Annotated in this window: 15 protein-coding genes; 10 read left to right on the forward strand and 5 right to left on the reverse strand. The window is 68.8% G+C overall.

The window, feature by feature from the left end; translation table 11 throughout:
• The first annotated feature begins 254 nt into the window (after nucleotides 1-254).
• On the forward strand, nucleotides 255-1,364 hold the full coding sequence (locus tag ABEA87_RS15115) for an ABC transporter substrate-binding protein (RefSeq protein ID WP_345629998.1): 1,110 nt from the start codon (nucleotides 255-257) through the stop codon (nucleotides 1,362-1,364).
• Nucleotides 1,365-1,415: 51 nt separating this feature from the next.
• Here the strand turns inward: ABEA87_RS15115 and ABEA87_RS15120 are convergent, their stop codons facing one another.
• Nucleotides 1,416-2,207, reverse strand: coding sequence for an ABC transporter permease (locus ABEA87_RS15120; RefSeq protein ID WP_345630000.1), 792 nt, complete (start codon nucleotides 2,205-2,207; stop codon nucleotides 1,416-1,418).
• A 340-nt stretch (nucleotides 2,208-2,547) separates the two neighbouring features.
• On the opposite strand from ABEA87_RS15120, the gene ABEA87_RS15125 reads away from it, so the two are divergent.
• The 3 genes from ABEA87_RS15125 (at nucleotide 2,548) to ABEA87_RS15135 (ending at nucleotide 7,451) form a co-directional block, all read left to right on the forward strand.
• On the forward strand, nucleotides 2,548-3,498 hold the full coding sequence (locus ABEA87_RS15125) for a hypothetical protein (RefSeq protein WP_345630002.1): 951 nt from the start codon (nucleotides 2,548-2,550) through the stop codon (nucleotides 3,496-3,498).
• A 250-nt stretch (nucleotides 3,499-3,748) separates the two neighbouring features.
• A complete protein-coding gene (locus ABEA87_RS15130; RefSeq protein ID WP_345630004.1) occupies nucleotides 3,749-5,797 on the forward strand; it encodes a translation factor GTPase family protein in 2,049 nt (682 codons plus the stop codon).
• A 193-nt stretch (nucleotides 5,798-5,990) separates the two neighbouring features.
• Entirely contained in the window at nucleotides 5,991-7,451 is a 1,461-nt protein-coding gene (locus ABEA87_RS15135) for a purine-cytosine permease family protein (RefSeq protein ID WP_345630005.1), read from the forward strand.
• 1 nt (nucleotide 7,452) lies between these two features.
• On the opposite strand, the gene ABEA87_RS15140 is transcribed toward ABEA87_RS15135, so the two are convergent.
• The 4 genes from ABEA87_RS15140 to ABEA87_RS15155 form a co-directional block, all read right to left on the reverse strand.
• On the reverse strand, nucleotides 7,453-8,238 hold the full coding sequence (locus ABEA87_RS15140; protein WP_345630007.1) for a helix-turn-helix domain-containing protein: 786 nt from the start codon (nucleotides 8,236-8,238) through the stop codon (nucleotides 7,453-7,455).
• Between the two features lie 45 nt (nucleotides 8,239-8,283).
• Nucleotides 8,284-9,045 carry an ABC transporter permease gene (locus ABEA87_RS15145; RefSeq protein WP_345630009.1) on the reverse strand — a complete coding sequence of 254 codons (762 nt, stop codon included), beginning with the start codon at nucleotides 9,043-9,045 and terminating at the stop codon, nucleotides 8,284-8,286.
• Between the two features lie 9 nt (nucleotides 9,046-9,054).
• Nucleotides 9,055-9,903 (reverse strand): ABC transporter ATP-binding protein, encoded by an 849-nt coding sequence (locus ABEA87_RS15150; RefSeq protein ID WP_345630011.1) that lies wholly within the window; start codon nucleotides 9,901-9,903, stop codon nucleotides 9,055-9,057.
• Between the two features lie 107 nt (nucleotides 9,904-10,010).
• Nucleotides 10,011-10,751: a GntR family transcriptional regulator gene (locus ABEA87_RS15155; RefSeq protein ID WP_345630013.1), complete on the reverse strand. Its 741-nt coding sequence runs from the start codon at nucleotides 10,749-10,751 to the stop codon at nucleotides 10,011-10,013.
• A 113-nt stretch (nucleotides 10,752-10,864) separates the two neighbouring features.
• Between ABEA87_RS15155 and ABEA87_RS15160 the strand changes: the two genes are divergently transcribed.
• The 6 genes from ABEA87_RS15160 to iolD are packed head-to-tail and all read left to right on the forward strand — an operon-like array spanning nucleotide 10,865 to nucleotide 17,422.
• On the forward strand, nucleotides 10,865-11,911 hold the full coding sequence (locus ABEA87_RS15160) for a Gfo/Idh/MocA family protein (RefSeq protein ID WP_345630015.1): 1,047 nt from the start codon (nucleotides 10,865-10,867) through the stop codon (nucleotides 11,909-11,911).
• Complete coding sequence (locus ABEA87_RS15165) at nucleotides 11,908-12,774, forward strand: sugar phosphate isomerase/epimerase family protein (protein WP_345630017.1); 867 nt, start codon at nucleotides 11,908-11,910, stop codon at nucleotides 12,772-12,774. Before ABEA87_RS15160 ends, ABEA87_RS15165 begins: the two co-directional genes overlap by 4 nt.
• On the forward strand, nucleotides 12,774-13,787 hold the full coding sequence (iolC, locus tag ABEA87_RS15170; protein WP_345630019.1) for a 5-dehydro-2-deoxygluconokinase: 1,014 nt from the start codon (nucleotides 12,774-12,776) through the stop codon (nucleotides 13,785-13,787). Before ABEA87_RS15165 ends, iolC begins: the two co-directional genes overlap by 1 nt.
• Nucleotides 13,777-14,649 (forward strand): Cgl0159 family (beta/alpha)8-fold protein, encoded by an 873-nt coding sequence (locus ABEA87_RS15175; RefSeq protein ID WP_345630021.1) that lies wholly within the window; start codon nucleotides 13,777-13,779, stop codon nucleotides 14,647-14,649. The genes iolC and ABEA87_RS15175 overlap by 11 nt, the downstream gene beginning before the upstream one ends.
• The gene (gene iolB, locus ABEA87_RS15180) at nucleotides 14,646-15,548 is read left to right on the forward strand and encodes a 5-deoxy-glucuronate isomerase (RefSeq protein WP_345630023.1); all 903 of its coding nucleotides are present in this window, start codon (nucleotides 14,646-14,648) and stop codon (nucleotides 15,546-15,548) included. The genes ABEA87_RS15175 and iolB overlap by 4 nt, the downstream gene beginning before the upstream one ends.
• Entirely contained in the window at nucleotides 15,545-17,422 is a 1,878-nt protein-coding gene (gene iolD, locus ABEA87_RS15185) for a 3D-(3,5/4)-trihydroxycyclohexane-1,2-dione acylhydrolase (decyclizing) (RefSeq protein ID WP_345630025.1), read from the forward strand. The genes iolB and iolD overlap by 4 nt, the downstream gene beginning before the upstream one ends.
• The last annotated feature ends 17 nt before the right edge of the window (nucleotides 17,423-17,439 follow it).

A 17,439-nucleotide genomic window follows, 5' to 3' on the forward strand; every position in this document is an offset into this window, starting at 1 on the left:
GTGCGAGAGCTCGACAGCGGGCGTTGCACAGCGCGCCCGAGACGCCGAACCGCTCGCCGGCGCGAAGATCGTAACCTAGGCGCCGACGCCAGAGGTCGTCGCCGGCGGTCGACAGCAAGCCGTCCAAATAGGACACGCACCGCCGTTGACGTCGGCCGATGCCATGGTTCTTACCGAGCGTGGAGGTTGGACATATCCACCACCCGGATCCGGACACCACAGGAGGATCTACGGGTTCTATGCTGTGTCCGATCATGATCGGCGTGATCGTGTCTGACCTGACCCGGGACCGCCGCACGGCGGTTACCCACGCGGGTTCATCGAAAGGACAGAGTTCCATGCAGTTCTTCAGGGCGCGCACGTTGGCCGCGCCGGTGCTGGCGGCGGCCCTCTTGGTCGCCAGCGCCGGGTGCTCATCATCGAAGAGTGACGGCACCCAGTCCAGTGGGAAGATGGACAAGGTCACCTACGTGACCGCCTTCGGCAACTTCGGCCGGGATTCCTTTGTGTGGGAGGCCAAGGAAAAGGGCTATTTCAAGCAAGCGGGAATTGACGTACAGGTTGTTCCGGGTAACGGCGCGGACAACGGCAAGGACCTCGCGACTGGCAAGGCCCAGTTCGCGATCATTGACTTCGCGTCCGCCGTACTTCAGATGACCAAGAGCAAGCTGGACATCCGGGCTGTGGCTGCCATCAACCAAACCAGTTTGATGGCGTTCATGGCGCTGCCCGGCTCGAGCGTCAAGTCGCCGCAGGACCTCGCCGGCAAGAAGATCGCCATTCAGCCGGGCGGGGTTGAGCAGACACTTTTCCCGAGCTACGCGAAGTTGGCGGGCTTCGATCCATCGCACGTCCAATTCGTCACGTCGTCCCCAGCCACGCTGCCGCAGGAATTGGCGCAACACCAGGTGGACGCGATCAGCCAGTTCGTGGTTGGTGTTCCCACCGTTGAGACCGCGACCAAGAACCAGAGCCTGACCGTGCTGCCGTGGAGCAAGTACATCGGCGACCTGTACGGCAATACACTGTTCACGAGCCAGTCGCTCATTCAAAAGAACCCCGGCCTGGTGACGCGGTTCGAGACCGCCCTGCTCAAGGGTCTGAACGACTCGCTCAACGATCCCGCGGGTGCGGCCAAGGCGCTTCAGAAGAACGTGCCCACCGCCAACGTCGCCAACGCCGAGGCCGAGCTCAAGTTGATGAAGCAGTACTGCCAGGGACCTGACGGACTCGGAGCCCTTGACCAGAGCCAGGTCGCGAAGATGGTCGGCATCCTGCAGGCATCCGGGGCCGTCAGCGCTCAGCTGACGCCGGACGACCTCGCTGACTTCAAGCTCGCCCCGAACGCGGACAAGCAGAGCTGAGAACGCTCGGGGGCGGCGCACGTCGACCGTGCGCCGCCCCCAACCGCCTGCCTACGCCTTGGCCGTGTCCCGTGCCCAGGGAACGACCAGCCGCTCCAGCCCAGCAAGCGCGTAGTACACCAGCATGCTCTCCACCGTGAGCAGTACGACCGCTGCGAACGCGATGGCGGTTTCGCCCTGCGCCGACTCGTTGATCAAAACGAAGCCCAGTCCTTCACTTGAGTTGGACAGCTCCGAGACCACCGCTCCGACGATCGCCAGGGGTGCGGCCACCTTCAGCCCGACGAACACCTGGGGCAGGGCGCCGGGCAGTCGAATTTTGCTGAAGGTCTTCCACCACGGTGCGTTGAGGGCCCGGGCCAACTCGCGCAAGTCGGCGGGCACCGACCCCAGGCCGTTCGCGGTGGACAGCACTATCGGGAAGAACGAGATGAGCGCGGCCATCACGATTTTCGGTGTCCCGCCGAAGCCCATCCAAAGGACGAGTAGCGGCGCCACCGCCAGCTTGGGCACGGCGTTGATGGTGACCACCACAGGCCAAGCCGCGCGCTGAATGCCATCGAATGTGGTCAGCAGCAGCGCCACCACGAGGCCGCCCACGGCGGCGATCAGGAAGCCGATCAGCGTCTCCCGCAACGTGACCCAGGAGCTTGAGAACAGCAACGATGCCTGGTCGCCGAACGCCGTGACGATCTGAGGCGGCGCGGGCAGCACGAACTGCTGAATATGGAAGACGATCGTCGCCAGCCACCAGGCTGCGATGAAGACGACCGGCCCGAGGATGGGCAGCCCGACTGTGTACAGCGGCCCGGTCTTGGGGCGGGCCTGGGTTTTCATAAGCATGGGGCAACTCCGCTGGAGGGGTCCGGCTTCTCGAAGCCGCTGATCGCGTCAGTAGCAACGCACACGGTACTGGCCGCCGCTGCTCGTTGATCACTTGGCCCTGACGCACGGATCGGGTAACGGCCGCCGCCGCATGGTCTCTTACCGATACGGGATCATCGGCCGCCCCGTGATTCCTGTCGCGGTGGTCGCGCAGTTACAACTCGTCGATCAAATGCGCAATGCACTCGTCGACATCGAGCATGTGCACGACACCGCGGTAAAGGAGGTCTGGGCCAGGCGGGTGTCGGACCGTGAGGCAGACCTAGGAATGTCGGATCATCCGACATAGAGTCGGCGCATGGATTCCGTGGACCTACGGACGGAGACCCTGGCCGCCTTGCGACGCTGGGCTGCCACCGACCGCTCCACCCTCGTCGCCGCCGCTTGGCGAGCCGGCAACCGCAACGTCTCCGAGCTGGCACGCACTGCCGGGGTGGGCCGGGACGCGATCTACGCGGACCTGCGAGCCAAGGGCATCGATCCCACCAGCCGTGAAGAGCCCGCTGCCACCATAAAAGCCGCCGTCCTTCCTATACCCGGGTGGCGACACCCGCACCTCCTAGCCGTTGCGGAAGCCGGCCTCCCGTACGGCACCCGCTACGACTACACCGTCGCGCCGTTCAGCGGCCAGGAGCCCGAACCCGAGCTGCCCGACGAGTGGCGGGGCATACACCCCAGCGACGGCAATGGTCCGCGGAGCTGGGAGCGGTCCGCTCAGCGGCACAGCGAGATCGAACTGGTACGGCGGGCGTGGGCACGGTCCCACTTCACCTTCCAGGTCGGACAGCTGCTGACCGCACGTCAGTATCCGTACCGCGCGCCGGCAGAGGACTGGCAGGCGTACGTCGAGGCTCGCGAGACGCTGCGCGCCGCGTACTCGGCGCTGGACACCACGCCAGACAACATGTGGCGCTCGGCGCTGCTGCATACCGTCGACGCCCAGGGCCCGGCGCGGCATGCGGCGGAGCAGTGGGACCAGCGTGCGGCAGCCTTCGCGAAGCTGGACCACTGGCTGCTGCGCCAGTTGGGCGAGAGCGAGCACCCCACCCACGCCATCCGGGATGCTGCCGCTGAGCACGGCATCGACACCAGCGCCTGGCTCATCGAGGACCACTATGACTACTCCGAGGGCTTCACCTCCATGATGCCGGCGGCCGAGGAGATCGAGGAGATCGTCAAGAAGGGGGACGAGCGGGTCCGGCGGGTCGCCGCGCTGACCGACGCCGGTCACCGTCAACCGAACGCGTGAGGCTTATCCCACCCGCGAACTGTGGCCCGTCGCCCAGGGAGCTAGGGCGGTCGGCCGATCGTTACTCCGGACCCGACACGGCCACGATCGGCCCCAATGGTCGGAGCGCCGGATAACTCGGTCGTGCGTCAAGACGCGACGTGGTTGACTCACCCAGTTGGTTCAGCGTCCATTCGGCAAGGAGATGACATGCGAGCGACCTTCACCTCCATCGGGCAGGGGATTTTCATCTCGTCGAGGGGCGTGAGGGTTGCCGCGGAAAACGCTGAACCTGGGGATTCTGGCGCATGTTGACGCCGGTAAGACCACACTGACCGAACGGCTGTTGTACGCGGCCGGAGCCATCGACGCCGTCGGCGACGTCGATGCCGGCACGACGCAGACCGACACGCTCGCGCTGGAGCGGCAGCGTGGCATCACCATCAAGTCCGCCGTGGTGTCGTTCGAGATCGCCGGAGTGACGGTCAACCTGATCGACACGCCGGGCCACCCGGATTTCATCGCCGAGGTCGAGCGGGTGCTCAGCCTGCTCGACGGCGCTGTGCTGGTGGTCTCGGCAGTCGAGGGAGTCCAGCCGCAGACTCGCGTCCTGATGCGGGCGCTGCGCCGGCTGCGGGTACCGACGCTGTTGTTCGTCAACAAGGTCGATCGCCGCGGCGCCGACCCGGGGCGGGTGGTCGAGGCGATCGCGAAGCGGCTCACGCCCGCGGTGATTCCGATGGGTACCGTCGAGGGGCCCGGCACCCGTGCCGCGCGGTTCACGCCGTACGGCCTGGGCGATCCGGCCTTCCGCGCCACGCTCACCGAGGCCCTCACCGACCGGGACGACTCGCTGCTGGCCGCGTACGTCGCCGACGAGCACGCCGTCACGGATCGGCGCCTGCGCGCCGAACTCGCCGCGCAGACCCGCCGGTCGCTGGTGCACCCCGTCTTCTTCGGCTCGGCGGTCACCGGTGAGGGGGTGCCGGCGCTGAGCACGGGGCTGGTGGAGTTCCTGCCCGCCGAGGCCGGTGACGCGGAGGCCGCCGCCTCGGGTCGCGTTTTCAAAATCGATCGTGGGCCGGCGGGGGAGAAGATCGCCTATGTCCGCATGTTCTCCGGCGCGGTGCGCGTTCGGGAACGGTTGCCGGTCGAGACCGTCGGCGACGCGGAGACCGGGGCGGTCGGGCCGAGGGCGGCCGAGGTCAAGCCGACGGCCATCGCGGTCTCGGACGGCGGCGGCTGGGCCCGGCGCCCGCAAGTCGTGGCCGGTGAGATCGGCCGGCTCTGGGGCCTGACCGCGGCCAGGATCGGCGACACGATCGGTGGGTCGGCCGGGGCGGTGGCCAGGCACCAGTTCGCGCCGCCGACCCTGGAGACACTCATCGCCGCGGTGCGCCCGAGCGACGACGGCGCACTGCGCGCGGCCCTGGCCCGGCTGGCCGAGCAGGATCCGCTCATCAACGTCCGGGTGGACGACACCGGCCGGGAGGTCTTCGTCTCGCTGTACGGCGAGGTCCAGAAGGAGGTCATCCAGGCGACGCTGGCGATGGAGTTCGGCATCGACGTGACGTTTCGCGAGACGACCGTCATCTGCGTCGAGCGTCCGGCCCGCACCGGTGAGGCCGCCGAGATCCTGAACACCGAGTCCAATCCCTTCCAGGCCACCATCGGCCTGCGCGTCGAGCCGGGGCCGCCCGACTCGGGGATCGAGTTCCGGATGGCGGTCGAGCCGCAGACCATGCCGCTGTACGTCTATAAGAACGCCGACACGTTCACCGAGTTCATGGGCCGGTACGTGCGCCAGACCCTGCGCGAGGGCCGGTTCGGCTGGCAGGTCACCGACTGCGTGGTGACCATGGTGGACAGCGGCTACAGCGTGGCCGACGGTCCGCCGTCGCGGCGGGGACCGGTCAGCGCGCCGGCCGACTTCCGCAACCTCACGCCGATGGTGCTGATGCGGGCGATCGAGGCGGCCGGCACGGTGGTCTGCGAGCCGGTGCTGCGGGTCAGCCTGGAAGCCCCGGTATGGGCGATCAGTGCCGTGTTGACGGCCCTGGGCCGCCTTGGCGCGGCGGTGCGGCACCAGTCGGTGCGGGGCGACCTGACCACCATCTCGACCGTGGTACCGGCGGCGCGGGTACCGGATCTGCAGCGGCAACTGCCGGGGCTGACCGCGGGAGAGGGGGTCATTGAGTCCACATTCGACGGTCATCGGCCGGTGTACGGCGACCCGCCGACCCGGCCGCGTACCACGCCGGATCCGCGGCACCCCGCCGAGTACCTGATATCCCTGACGAGACAGGGCGGCCGGGGCTGATCCCTCGGGTCGCGGCGAGGGGCGGCACGTTCCCGGTCGCCGGTCGCCGGTCGCCGGTCGCCGGTCGCCGGTCGGCGGTCGCCGGTCGGTGGTCAGTGCGGGCAGGCCGGCTCCGCACCTATAATCGTGTCCCACATTGGGGCAGGATGAGCGTGGTCGCCCTCAGCAGAGGGCCCGCACGAGGCGGTGAACGATGGCCCGTACGGAAGAGGTGACGCCGGCCGCGGCGGCCGGCAGCCGGATCGAGTTGAACGGCATCGAGGTCATCGCCGAGAGCGAGCGCTCCGGGCGGCCACGGTCGCTGTTCTGGCCCTGGTTCGCCTCGAACATCTCGGTGCTCGGGGTCAGCTACGGGGCGTTCACGCTGGCCTTCGGGGTCTCGTTCGCGCAGGCGGCGATCGCCGGGGTCGTGGGCATCGTGGTCTCGTTCGCGCTGTGCGGTGTGATCGCACTGGCCGGCAAGCGAGGCTCCGCGCCGACCATGGTGCTGTCCCGCGCCGCCTTCGGGGTAAACGGCAACCGGCTGACCGCCGGGCTGTCCTGGTTGCTCACGGTGGGCTGGGAAACGGTACTGGTCATCCTGGCCACGTTGGCCACCGCCACCGTGTTCACCCGGTTGGGCTGGGGCGGCGGCACCGGTACGAAGGTTGTCGCGCTGATCGTCGTGTCGGCCATCACCGTGCTGGCCGGCGTGGCCGGCTTCACCGTGGTCATGCGGCTGCAAACGGTGATCACCGTTGTCACCGCCGTACTGACGGTGATCTACATGGTGTTGGCCGCGGGACACATCCACTGGTCGACCGTGTCGTCGCTGCCCGCCGGCTCCACCCAGAACGTGATCGGCGCGCTGGTCTTCCTGATGACCGGCTTCGGCCTGGGCTGGGTCAACGCGGCCGCGGACTACTCGCGCTACCTGCCCCGGGCGGCGTCCGGCCGGGGCGTGTTCGGCTGGACCACGTTCGCCGCCGCGCTCGGACCGGTCGTCCTGCTGATCTTCGGGCTGCTCCTGGCCGGCTCGTCCCAGAGCCTGTCCGGCGCGATCGGCGCGGACCCCATCGGCGCGCTGACCACGCTGCTGCCGACCTGGTTCCTGGTGCCGTTCGCGATCGCCGCGGTGCTCGGCCTGATCGGCGGCGCCGTGCTGGACATCTACTCCTCGGGCCTGGCCCTGCTCACCGCCGGCGTCCGCATCCCGCGATACCTGGCCGCCGGCGTGGACGGCGTCATCATGGTCGCCGGAACTATCTACGTGGTCTTCTTCGGCAGCAGCTTCATCGGTGAGTTCCAGGGCTTCCTGATCACGCTGGGCGTCCCGATCGCGGCCTGGTGCGGCGTGATGCTCGCCGACGTGGCGCTGCGCCGCCGCGACTACGCGCAGGACGAACTGTTCGACCCGCGCGGCCGCTACGGGAACGTGCGGCTACTGCCCTTGACGCTGGTCGTCGCGGGCACCGCGGTCGGCTGGGGCCTGGTCACCAACACGTACGCCGGCTGGCTGGACTGGCAGGGGTACCTGCTCGGTCCGCTCGGACTGGGCGGCAGGCAGGGCGGCTGGGCCTTCGCCGGGCTGGGCATCCTGGTCGCCCTGGTGATCGGCCTGGTCGGGACGCTGGTCGGCAGTGCCGGTACGGTCCGCCGCCAGGAAAGCGGCTGAGTCAGTCGGGCGGTTGCGCCAGCCGCTCCATCCGGTTCCAACCGGCCCAGCCACGCTCGCGCATCAGGTCCACCATCCACCGCGCCCGCGGGTCGGACTCGATGGCGAGCGCGTCCAGAAGGTCAAACGCCAGGTCGTCGTCGTACGGTGCGTCGCCGGAGTCGATCTCGCCGGAGGCGTATGCCTCCTCGGCCATGCCGGCCATGATGTCGGCGGCCTCCTTCAGGCGCGGGTCGTCCTTGCCGGCGTCGCTGTCCAGCAACTCCGACAGGAGACGGTAGAGCCGAACGAGTCGCGGGTCATCGAGCTGAACGTGCTTCGCGGCCATGATCTCGCGGATGTGATCGGGCCAGCGAGCCGCGAGCAGGATCCACCCGTTCCGCTCGGCCGCCACCATCCGTTCTGACGCCCCGATCCTCCGTAGCCGTTCGAGATAGCAGGTCACCTCCGGTGGGAGCGCGAGACTGTCCCCGGCGGCGAGCTGCGCGATCTGCTTGCGGCTGGTCTCCAGCCGCTCGATCTCGTCGCGCAGGTGGCCGTCGATCCTTTGAACCGCTTCGGCGAAGGTCGATGGGTCGGCTTCGAGCAGCCGACCGATCTGAGACAGCGGCACGCCGGCGTTGGCGAGGGTGCGGATCCTGATCAGGGACACAACCGCCGTGGCGCCGTACCGCCGGTAGCCCGACGCATCCCGCTGCGGCTCGGGCAGCAGTCCGATCTGGTGATAGTGCCGCACCGTCCGCATCGTCACGCCGGCGTACGCCGCCAGTTGGCCGATCGTCAGCATGCTCTCATCCTGCCCTCAATTCGCCCGACCCGGTCCGACGCCGGCTCAGGAGATCCGGCGACGGTAGGAGACGTTCGCGAACAGGTACGCGACGACGAGGATGCCGACGCACCAGGCGAGGGCGGTCCAGATGTCGGTGCCGACCGGCCGCTGAGTGAACAGGTCTCGGATCACGTTGACGATGGAGGTCACCGGCTGGTGGTCGGCGAAGGCGCGCACCGGGCCGGGCATGGTGCCGGTGGGCACGAACGCCGAGCTGATGAACGGCAGGAAGATGAGTGGGTAGGCGAACGCGCTCGCCCCGTCAATGGTCTTCGCGGTGAGGCCGGGGATGACGGCGATCCAGGTCAGCGCCAGGGTGAACAGGGCCAGAATGCCGGCGACCGCGAGCCACGCCAGCACTCCGGCGCCCGAGCGGAAGCCCATCAGCAGGGCGACGCCGACGACGAGCAGAAGCGAGATCGCATTGGCGAGCAGCGAGGTCAGCACGTGTGCCCACAGCACGCCCGACCGGGCGATCGGCATGGATTGGAATCGCTCGAAGATCCCGCCCCGCAGGTCGTTGAAGAGCCGGAATGCGGTGTAGGAGATGCCCGACGCGATGGTGATCAGCAGGATGCCGGGAAGCATGTAGCTCACGTACGAGACCGACCCCGTGTCGATCGCGCCGCCGAACACGTAGACGAACAGCAGCATGATGGCGATCGGTGTGATCGCGGTCGTGATGATGGTGTCCAGGCTGCGGGTGACGTGGCGCATGGTCCGTCCGGTGAGGACGACGGTGTCGCCGAAGAAGTGCGTGGCCATTGTTGTTCCTCAGCTCTTGGTCGACTTGGTCAGGCGGTGCCGGCTGCCCTTGTCTGCGTCGCCGTCCCCGTCTTGGTCGCCGGTGTCGCCGACGACCGCGAAGAAGACGTCTTCGAGGGAGGGCTGCTTCTCGACGTACTCGACCTTGGCCGGCGGCAGCAACTGCTTCAGCTCGGCCAGGGTGCCGTTGACGATGATCCGACCCTGGTGGAGGATCGCGATCCGGTCGGCGAGTTGTTCGGCCTCGTCCAGGTACTGCGTGGTGAGCAGCACGGTCGTGCCACCCTCGGCGAGTTCCTTGACGGCCTGCCACACCTCGACGCGCGCCTGCGGGTCCAGCCCGGCCGTCGGCTCGTCGAGGAAGATGATGGGCGGACTCCCGATGAGGCTCATCGCGATGTCCAGGCGGCGGCGCATGCCACCGGAGTACGTCGCTGCCTTCCGGGTGCCCGCCTCGGTCAGCGAGAAGCGCCGCAGCAGGTCATCCGCGATCGCGCCGGGGTTCTTGAGGTGCCTCAGCCTGGCGACCAGGACGAGGTTCTCCCGCCCACTGAGGATCTCGTCGACGGCCGCGAACTGCCCGGCGAGGCTGATGGACTCGCGTACGTCGGCGGCCTGGGTCGCGACGTCGAAGCCGTTGACACGGGCGGTGCCCGCGTCGGCCCGCAGCAGCGTGGACAGGATCTTCACAGCGGTGGTCTTGCCGGCCCCGTTCGAGCCGAGCAGGGCGAAGATGCTGCCCCGCGCGACCTCGAAGTTCACCCCGCGCAGCACGCGCAGTTGCTGGTACGACTTCTCCAGGCCCTGCACCTGGATCGCGGGCCCCTGGCCCTGATTGGTTGTCGCCGGGATACTCATGCAGCCAGCATGCAGGGTTGACGTAGCGTCAGGGTCAAGCCCGCGGGGCGGATTCGCCTCGTCGGATCACCGGGGGAGCCGCCGCCCGAGGCCCGGGCAACGGTGGCTCAGCGGTTGATCAGCGTCGTTTCGAAGGAGTAGGTCTCGGCGCGGTAGACGTGCGTGCCGAACTCGATCGCCCGGCCCGTGTCGTTGTAGGTGACCCGTTCCATCGTCAACAGGCACGCGTTGCGGCGCTCGTTGAGCAGGCGTGACTCGCGGGTGCTGGCCGCCCGGGCGCCGATGCGTTGTCGCGCGATGCGCATGTGAACGCCGGAGTTGCGTAGTAGTTCGTAGAGTCCTTCGTCGGCCAGGTCGTCGGCGGTGAAGGTGACCAGGCTTGGTGGTAGCCAGTTGCGCAGGATCGCCAGCGGTTCGCCGCGGGTGAACCGGAGGCGTTCGAGATGGACCACCTCGTCGCCGGCGGTCATGGCGAGTGCTTCGGCGACCGGGGCGCTGGCCGGGGTCAGCTCGTGGAGCAGTACCTTGGTGCTCGGTTCGGCTCCGCTGGTGGACAGGTCGTCGTAGAGGCTGGTCAGCGCGACGGATCGTTTGACGTGCCCGTGTACGACCTGGGTGCCGACGCCCCGCTTGCGCACGAGCAGGCCCTTGTCGACGAGTTCCTGGATCGCTCGGCGCAGCGTCGGGCGGGACAGGCCGAGCTGGTTGGCGAGGTCCACCTCGTTGTTGAGCCGCTGACCGGCGTCGAGCACCCCCGTCTCGATGGCCCGCTCAAGCTCCCTCGCGGCCTGGAAGTACAGAGGCGTGGGGCTGGACCGGTCGAGCTTGAGCCGCAGCGGTCTTGTCAACTGGCTACCTCGTTCTCGCGCAAGATTTCGGTCATCCTACATATCCGTCGGCGCCGCGGTCGAGTCCGGTTCGAATGTCGGTTTGTTCGAACAAACCCTTGACTAATCATCGGATGTTCGCCTACAAACATGGAACGACCTGTAAACCGGAGGTTCTTGTGCGCGTCGGAGTACTTGGTGTCGGACGCATCGGCGTCCACCATGCGGAGACCCTCGCGCGACATCCCGATGTCGCCGACCTCGTGCTGGCGGACGATGATGCCGAGCGTGCGCGTGAGGTTGCGCAACGTATCGGCTGTCGCGTGGTTGCCGGCGTGGACGCCGCGTTCGCGGTCGGGTTGGACGCGGTGGTCGTCGCGACCCCGACGGCCACTCACCCGCAGATGATTATCAAAGCCGCGGGGTTCGGTGTGCCGGTCTTCTGTGAGAAGCCGGTGGCCGACGGTATCCCGGCCACGTTGGAGGTGCTGGCGCAGGTCGAGAAGACCGGCACGCCGGTGCATATCGGGTTCCAGCGCCGGTTCGACGCGGGTTACCTGGCCGCGGGTGCGGCGTTGCGGGCCGGTGAGTTGGGCGAGTTGCGCAGGGTGCATCTGGTCACCGCGGATCGGGAGCCGCCACCGGCGCAGTACGTGGCCAACAGCGGCGGCATCTTCCGGGACATGCACGTACACGACTTCGACATCCTGCGGGCCGTGACCGGCCGGGAGGTCGTCGAGGTGTACGCGACCGGCGCGAACCGGGGCGCGGACTACTTCGGCGAGGCCCAGGACATCGACGTGTCGGCCGCGGTGTTGACTCTGGATGACGGCACGGTGGCCACCCTGCAGGGCTCACGCTACAACGGCGCCGGCTACGACGTGCGCATGGAGTTGGGTGGGACGAAGGCCACCTGGGCGGTGGGCCTGGACGACGGGGTGCCGCTACGCTCGGCCGAGCCGGCCGTGGACTTTCCCGCGGGCCCGTCGTGGGATGGTTTCCTGCGCCGGTTCGCGCCGGCCTACCGGGCGGAGTTGGGTGCCTTCCTCGACCTCGCCCGGGGTCGTATCACCAGCCCGTGCGATGTGCGTGACGCGCTGCGCGCGCTGTACATCGCCGAGGCCGCCGATCTGTCGCGCCGCTTGCACCGTCCGGTGCGGATTGACGAGGTCCAGCAGTGAGCCAGCAACGTATCGCCGCGGCACCCATCTCATGGGGGGTGTGCGAGGTGCCCGGTTGGGGTTACCAGCTGCCCGTTGAGCGGGTCCTGGCCGAGATGCGGCAGGTCGGGGTGACGGCCACCGAGTTCGGGCCCGACGGGTTCCTGCCCGACGCGCCGGCGGACAAGAGTGCCCTGCTCGGGTCGTACGGGCTCAGCGCGGTGGGTGGGTTCGTGCCGGTGGTGCTGCACGACCCGGCCCAGGACCCGATGCCGGAGGTTGACCGGACGCTGCGCACGTTCCTGGCCGCGGACGCGGGCATGGTCGTGTTGGCGGCGGTCAGTGGGTTGGATGGCTACGACACCCGACCCGAACTCGACGAGGCGGGCTGGCGCACACTGTTGTCGCGGCTGGACCGCATCGCCGCGGCCGGTGCCGAGGTGGGCCTGCGGGTCACGCTGCATCCGCACGTCGGCACCATGGTCGAGACCCGCGACGAGGTGCACCGGGTACTCGACGGCTCGGCTGTTGGTCTTACCCTCGACACTGGTCATCTGCTGATCGGGGGTACCGACCCGGCGGAGTTGGCCCGGCAGGTACCGGACCGGATCGGGCACACCCATCTCAAGGACGTCGACGCCGACTGGGCGGCGCGGGTGCGCTCCGGTCAGGCCAGCTACACCGACGCGGTGCGCGCGGGCATGTACCGGCCGCTCGGGCAGGGCGACATCGACATCGCCGGGATCTGGTCATCGCTCGAATCGTCCGGTTACACCGGCTGGTACGTCATGGAACAAGACACCATCCTGTCCGCTGAGCCGGAGGGCGAGGGGCCGCTGGCCGATGTGAAGGCGTCGGTGGCCTACCTACGGGGGCTGAGCTGATGGAGGTGGCGGACCCGGCTCCGACCTCGGACTCGGCTCCGGCTCCGGACTCGGCTCCGGCCGGGGGGTATGAGGTGCTCACCGTGGGGCGGGTAGGGGTTGATATCTATCCGTTGCAGGTCGGGGTCGGGCTGCAGGATGTGGAGACGTTCGGGAAGTATCTGGGTGGGTCGGCCACGAACGTCGCGGTGGCCGCGGCGCGGTACGGGCGGCGCGCGGCGGTGGTTACCCGTACCGGTGAGGACCCGTTCGGCGGCTTCGTGCACGAGGCGTTGCGTGGCTTCGGGGTGGACGACCGGTATGTGACGGCGGTACCGGGTCTGCCGACGCCGGTCACGTTCTGCGAGATTTTCCCGCCGGACAACTTCCCGATCTGGTTCTACCGCTGGCCCAAGGCGCCGGATCTTCAGATCCGGGCCGAGGAGTTGGACCTCGACACGGTCCGCTCGGCCGGGGTTTTCTGGGTTACCGCGACGGGGTTGTGCGAGGAGCCGAGCCGTTCGGCGCATCTGGCCGCGTTGGCCGCCCGCGAGCGGCGCGCGCCCACGGTGCTGGATCTGGACTACCGGCCGATGTTCTGGCCTTCCCGGCAGGCCGCCCGGGAACAGCTGCAACGGGTCCTGCCTCAGGTCACGGTGGTGGTGGGCAACCTGGATGAGTGTGAGACGGCGGTCGGTGAGCGCGACCCGCACCGGGCGGCCGAGGCGCTGCTGGGGTACGGCGTGGAGTTGGCCGTGGTCAAGCAGGGTCCGGACGGCGTCCTGGCCCGCACCCGGGAGCAGACGGTGGAGGTGCCCGCGATCCCGGTCGAGGTGGTCAATGGGCTCGGCGCCGGGGATGGCTTCGGTGGGGCCCTGTGTCACGGGTTGCTGGCCGGCTGGCCGCTGGAGCGGGTGCTGCGTTTCGCCAACGCCGCGGGCGCGATCGTCGCGTCGCGGCTGGAATGCTCGTCGGCCATGCCCACGGCCGCCGAGGTCGAACAGCTTATGGGGGAAACTACCAATGGTCGCTGAGTCGTACGCCGAACTGCGGGAGCTGCGTGCCCGCCGACCCGCCGCGGTGGCCGAGGCGGCCGCACGTCGCCGCCGCCGACCGCTGCTCGGCGAGGCGGGACGGCTGATGATTATCGCGGCGGATCATACGGCGCGGGGGGCGTTGGACGTGCGGGGGATCACCGGGGCGATGGCCAACCGGTACGACCTGCTCGACCGGCTCGTCACCGCCCTGGCCCGGCCGGGTGTGGACGGGGTGCTGGCCACCCCGGACGTCGTCGAGGACCTGTTGCTGCTCGGCGCATTGGACGACAAGGTCGTGATCGGGTCGATGAACCGGGCCGGCCTGCAGGGGGCACGGTTCGAAATCGACGACCGGTTCACCGCCTACGACTCGGCCACAATCGCGCGGATGGGGCTGGACGGTGGGAAAATGCTGTGCCGCATCGAGCCCGAGGACCCCGCGACCGCGCCCACCCTGGAAGCCTGCGCTCAAGCGGTCACCGAACTGGCCGGCCACGGCCTGATGGCGATGATCGAACCATTCCTGTGTCAACGAGCGCAGGGCAAAGTCGTCAACGACCTGAGCACCGCCGCGGTCGTCAAATCAGTGGCCATCGCCTCCGCGCTCGGCGCCACCAGCGCCTACACCTGGCTCAAACTCCCCGTGGTCGACGCGATGGAACAGGTCATCGCCGCCACCACCCTGCCCACTCTGATCCTCGGCGGCGACCCGACCACCGCCACCGCCCAGATCCACGACTCCTGGGCCAAAGCCCTGGCCCTACCCGGCGTACGCGGCCTGGTCGTGGGCCGCTCACTGCTCTACCCACCCGACGGTGACGTGGCCGCCGCCGTTGACGCCGCGGTGGCCCTACTATGACCCACCAGAACCCCCGACGCGACGACCTGCACCTACCCGCCGGTGGCACCACCACCGGGCCCTGGGCCGTGTCGGTCACACCCGAAACCGCCAGCTGGTCCTACTCCGGGCTGCGGGTGCTCACTCTCGAACCCGGCGGCCGTGCCGAACTGCAGTTCGACCGGGACGAGGCGATCGTGCTCCCGCTGGCGGGCGGGTGTGCGGTGGAGTGTGACGGGCAGCGCCTCGACCTGACCGGCCGGACCAACGTGTTCGCCGCCGTCACCGACTTCGCCTACCTACCACTCGGCTCAACCACCAGCGTCAGCAGCACCGGCGGGGGCCGGTTCGCGCTACTGACCGCGCGCGCCACCCGGCGACTACCGTTTCGCTACGGCCCCGCGCGGGACGTGCCGGTCGAGCTACGCGGGGCGGGCAACTGCTCCCGGCAGGTCAACAACTTCGCCACACCCGGAGTGTTCGAGACCGACAAACTCATCGCCTGCGAGGTACTCACCCCCGGCGGGAACTGGTCGTCCTACCCGCCACACAAGCACGACCAGGCACGCCCCGACGAATCCGTACTCGAAGAGATCTACTACTTCGAGGTCCGCGACGGTGCCAACGGCCCCGGCATGGGCTACCAACGGGTCTACGCCAGCGAAACCGGCCCCGCCGACACGCTTACCGAGGTACGCACCGGAGACGTCGTACTGGTGCCCTACGGCTGGCACGGGCCGTCCATGGCCACCCCGGGATACGACCTGTACTACTTGAACGTGATGGCCGGCCCCGCCCCGGAACGGGCCTGGCTGATCTGCGACGACCCGGCACACGCCTGGGTCCGCAACACCTGGACCGGCATGGCGGTGGACCCACGCCTGCCGATGACGTCGGCCGAGACAAGGGGGCTTTCGTGACGCACGTTCGGTTGACCGTCGGGCAGGCGGTCGTTCGGTTCCTCGCCGCGCAGCGCACCGAACGCGACGGTGTGACGCACCGCCTGTTCGAGGGCTGCTTCGGCATCTTCGGCCACGGCAACGTCGCCGGCATCGGCGAGGCATTACTCGAGGCGGAACTCCAGGACCCGTCCGGGCTCCGCTACCTGCAGGCCCGCAACGAACAGGCCATGGTGCACGCCGCGGTCGGCTTCGCCCGGATGCGAAACCGGCTCTCGACGCTTGCCTGCACCACCTCCATCGGCCCCGGCGCGACCAACCTCGTCACCGGCGCCGCCCTGGCCACCATCAACCGGATCCCGGTCCTGCTACTACCCGGCGACATCTTCGCCACCCGCGCCGCCAGCCCCGTACTGCAAGAACTGGAAGACCCCCGCACCTACGACGTGAGCGTCAACGACTGCCTCCGCCCGGTATCCCGGTTCTTCGACCGCATCTGGCGCCCCGAACAGCTACCCGCCGCCCTACTCGCGGCGATGCGGGTACTCACCGACCCCGCCGAGACCGGCGCGGTCACCCTCGCCCTACCCCAGGACGTGCAGGCCGAAGCCCACGACTGGCCGGTCGAACTGTTCACCGAGCGAACCTGGCACGTACCCCGCCCGGTACCCGAACCCGCCGCGCTGGACCGCGCCGTGGAGGTACTACGACGGGCCCGCCGCCCGCTGATCGTGGCCGGTGGAGGCGTCATCTACTCCGAAGCCACCGAACAGCTCCGACGCTTCGCCGAGAGCACCGGGATCCCGGTCGCCGAAACCCAAGCCGGCAAGGGCGCCCTGCCCTACGACCACCCCCTGTCGGTCGGCGCACTCGGCGCCACCGGCACCACCGCCGCGAACACCCTGGCCCACGACGCCGACGTGATCCTGGGCATCGGCACCCGCTACACCGACTTCACCACCGCCTCCCGAACCCTGTTCACCAACCCCGACCTACGGTTCGTCAACCTGAACATCACCGCCCTCGACGCGGCCAAACACGCCGGGACGTCCCTGATCGCCGACGCCCGCGCCGGCCTGACCCAACTCGAAACCGCCCTGACCGGCTGGCACACCCAACCCGACTACCAGGCCCTGGCCGGGCGATTGGCCCAAGACTGGGACCGCGTCGTGGACCACGCCTACCACCTTGACCATGGGCCACTACCCGCGCAAAGCGAGGTACTCGGCGCCGTCAACGACCTGAGCCAACCACGCGACGTGGTCGTCTGCGCGGCCGGTTCGATGCCCGGCGACCTGCACAAACTGTGGCGCACCCGGGACCCCAAGGGCTACCACGTCGAATACGGCTACTCGTGCATGGGCTACGAAATCGCCGGCGGACTCGGGGTGAAAATGGCCGCCCCGGACCGGGAAGTGTTCGTCATGGTCGGCGACGGCTCCTACCTGATGATGGCCCAGGAACTCGTCACCGCCATCCAGGAGGGCATCAAACTGGTCGTCGTGCTGGTCCAGAACCACGGCTTCGCGTCCATCGGCGCCCTGTCGCAGACCGTGGGCGGGCAACGGTTCGGCACCGCGTACCGGTACCGCAACGAGCGCACCGGCCGGCTCGACGGCGACGTGCTGCCGGTGGATCTGGCGGCCAACGCCGAAAGCCTCGGCGCCCAGGTGCTGCGGGTGGCCGGCATCCGGCAGCTGCGCGAAGCCCTGACCACGGCGCGGCAAGCGAGCCGGACCACCGTCATCCACATCGAAACCGACCCGATGGTCCCCGCCCCCGACAACCACACCTGGTGGGACGTACCCGTCGCGCAGGTCGCCGCCATCGACGACACCCGCACCGCTCGACACGCCTACGAACAGGCCAAACGCGCCCAGCGCCACTACCTGTAACCGGCCACCAAGGGAAA

The sequence above is a fragment of the Rugosimonospora acidiphila genome, from assembly GCF_039543385.1.
Lineage (GTDB): Bacteria > Actinomycetota > Actinomycetes > Mycobacteriales > Micromonosporaceae > Rugosimonospora > Rugosimonospora acidiphila.

Bases quoted from the DNA above. Each gene is read 5' to 3' on its own strand.
- ABEA87_RS15150 (WP_345630011.1), bottom strand. From the start codon at position 9,903: ATGAGTATCCCGGCGACAACCAATCAGGGCCAGGGGCCCGCGATCCAG.
- ABEA87_RS15135 (WP_345630005.1), top strand. From the start codon at position 5,991: ATGGCCCGTACGGAAGAGGTGACGCCGGCCGCGGCGGCCGGCAGCCGG.
- ABEA87_RS15125 (WP_345630002.1), top strand. From the start codon at position 2,548: ATGGATTCCGTGGACCTACGGACGGAGACCCTGGCCGCCTTGCGACGC.
- ABEA87_RS15115 (WP_345629998.1), top strand. From the start codon at position 255: ATGATCGGCGTGATCGTGTCTGACCTGACCCGGGACCGCCGCACGGCG.
- ABEA87_RS15175 (WP_345630021.1), top strand. From the start codon at position 13,777: ATGGTCGCTGAGTCGTACGCCGAACTGCGGGAGCTGCGTGCCCGCCGA.
- iolB (WP_345630023.1), top strand. From the start codon at position 14,646: ATGACCCACCAGAACCCCCGACGCGACGACCTGCACCTACCCGCCGGT.
- ABEA87_RS15145 (WP_345630009.1), bottom strand. From the start codon at position 9,045: ATGGCCACGCACTTCTTCGGCGACACCGTCGTCCTCACCGGACGGACC.
- ABEA87_RS15120 (WP_345630000.1), bottom strand. From the start codon at position 2,207: ATGCTTATGAAAACCCAGGCCCGCCCCAAGACCGGGCCGCTGTACACA.
- iolC (WP_345630019.1), top strand. From the start codon at position 12,774: ATGGAGGTGGCGGACCCGGCTCCGACCTCGGACTCGGCTCCGGCTCCG.
- ABEA87_RS15160 (WP_345630015.1), top strand. From the start codon at position 10,865: ATGTTCGCCTACAAACATGGAACGACCTGTAAACCGGAGGTTCTTGTG.
- ABEA87_RS15140 (WP_345630007.1), bottom strand. From the start codon at position 8,238: ATGCTGACGATCGGCCAACTGGCGGCGTACGCCGGCGTGACGATGCGG.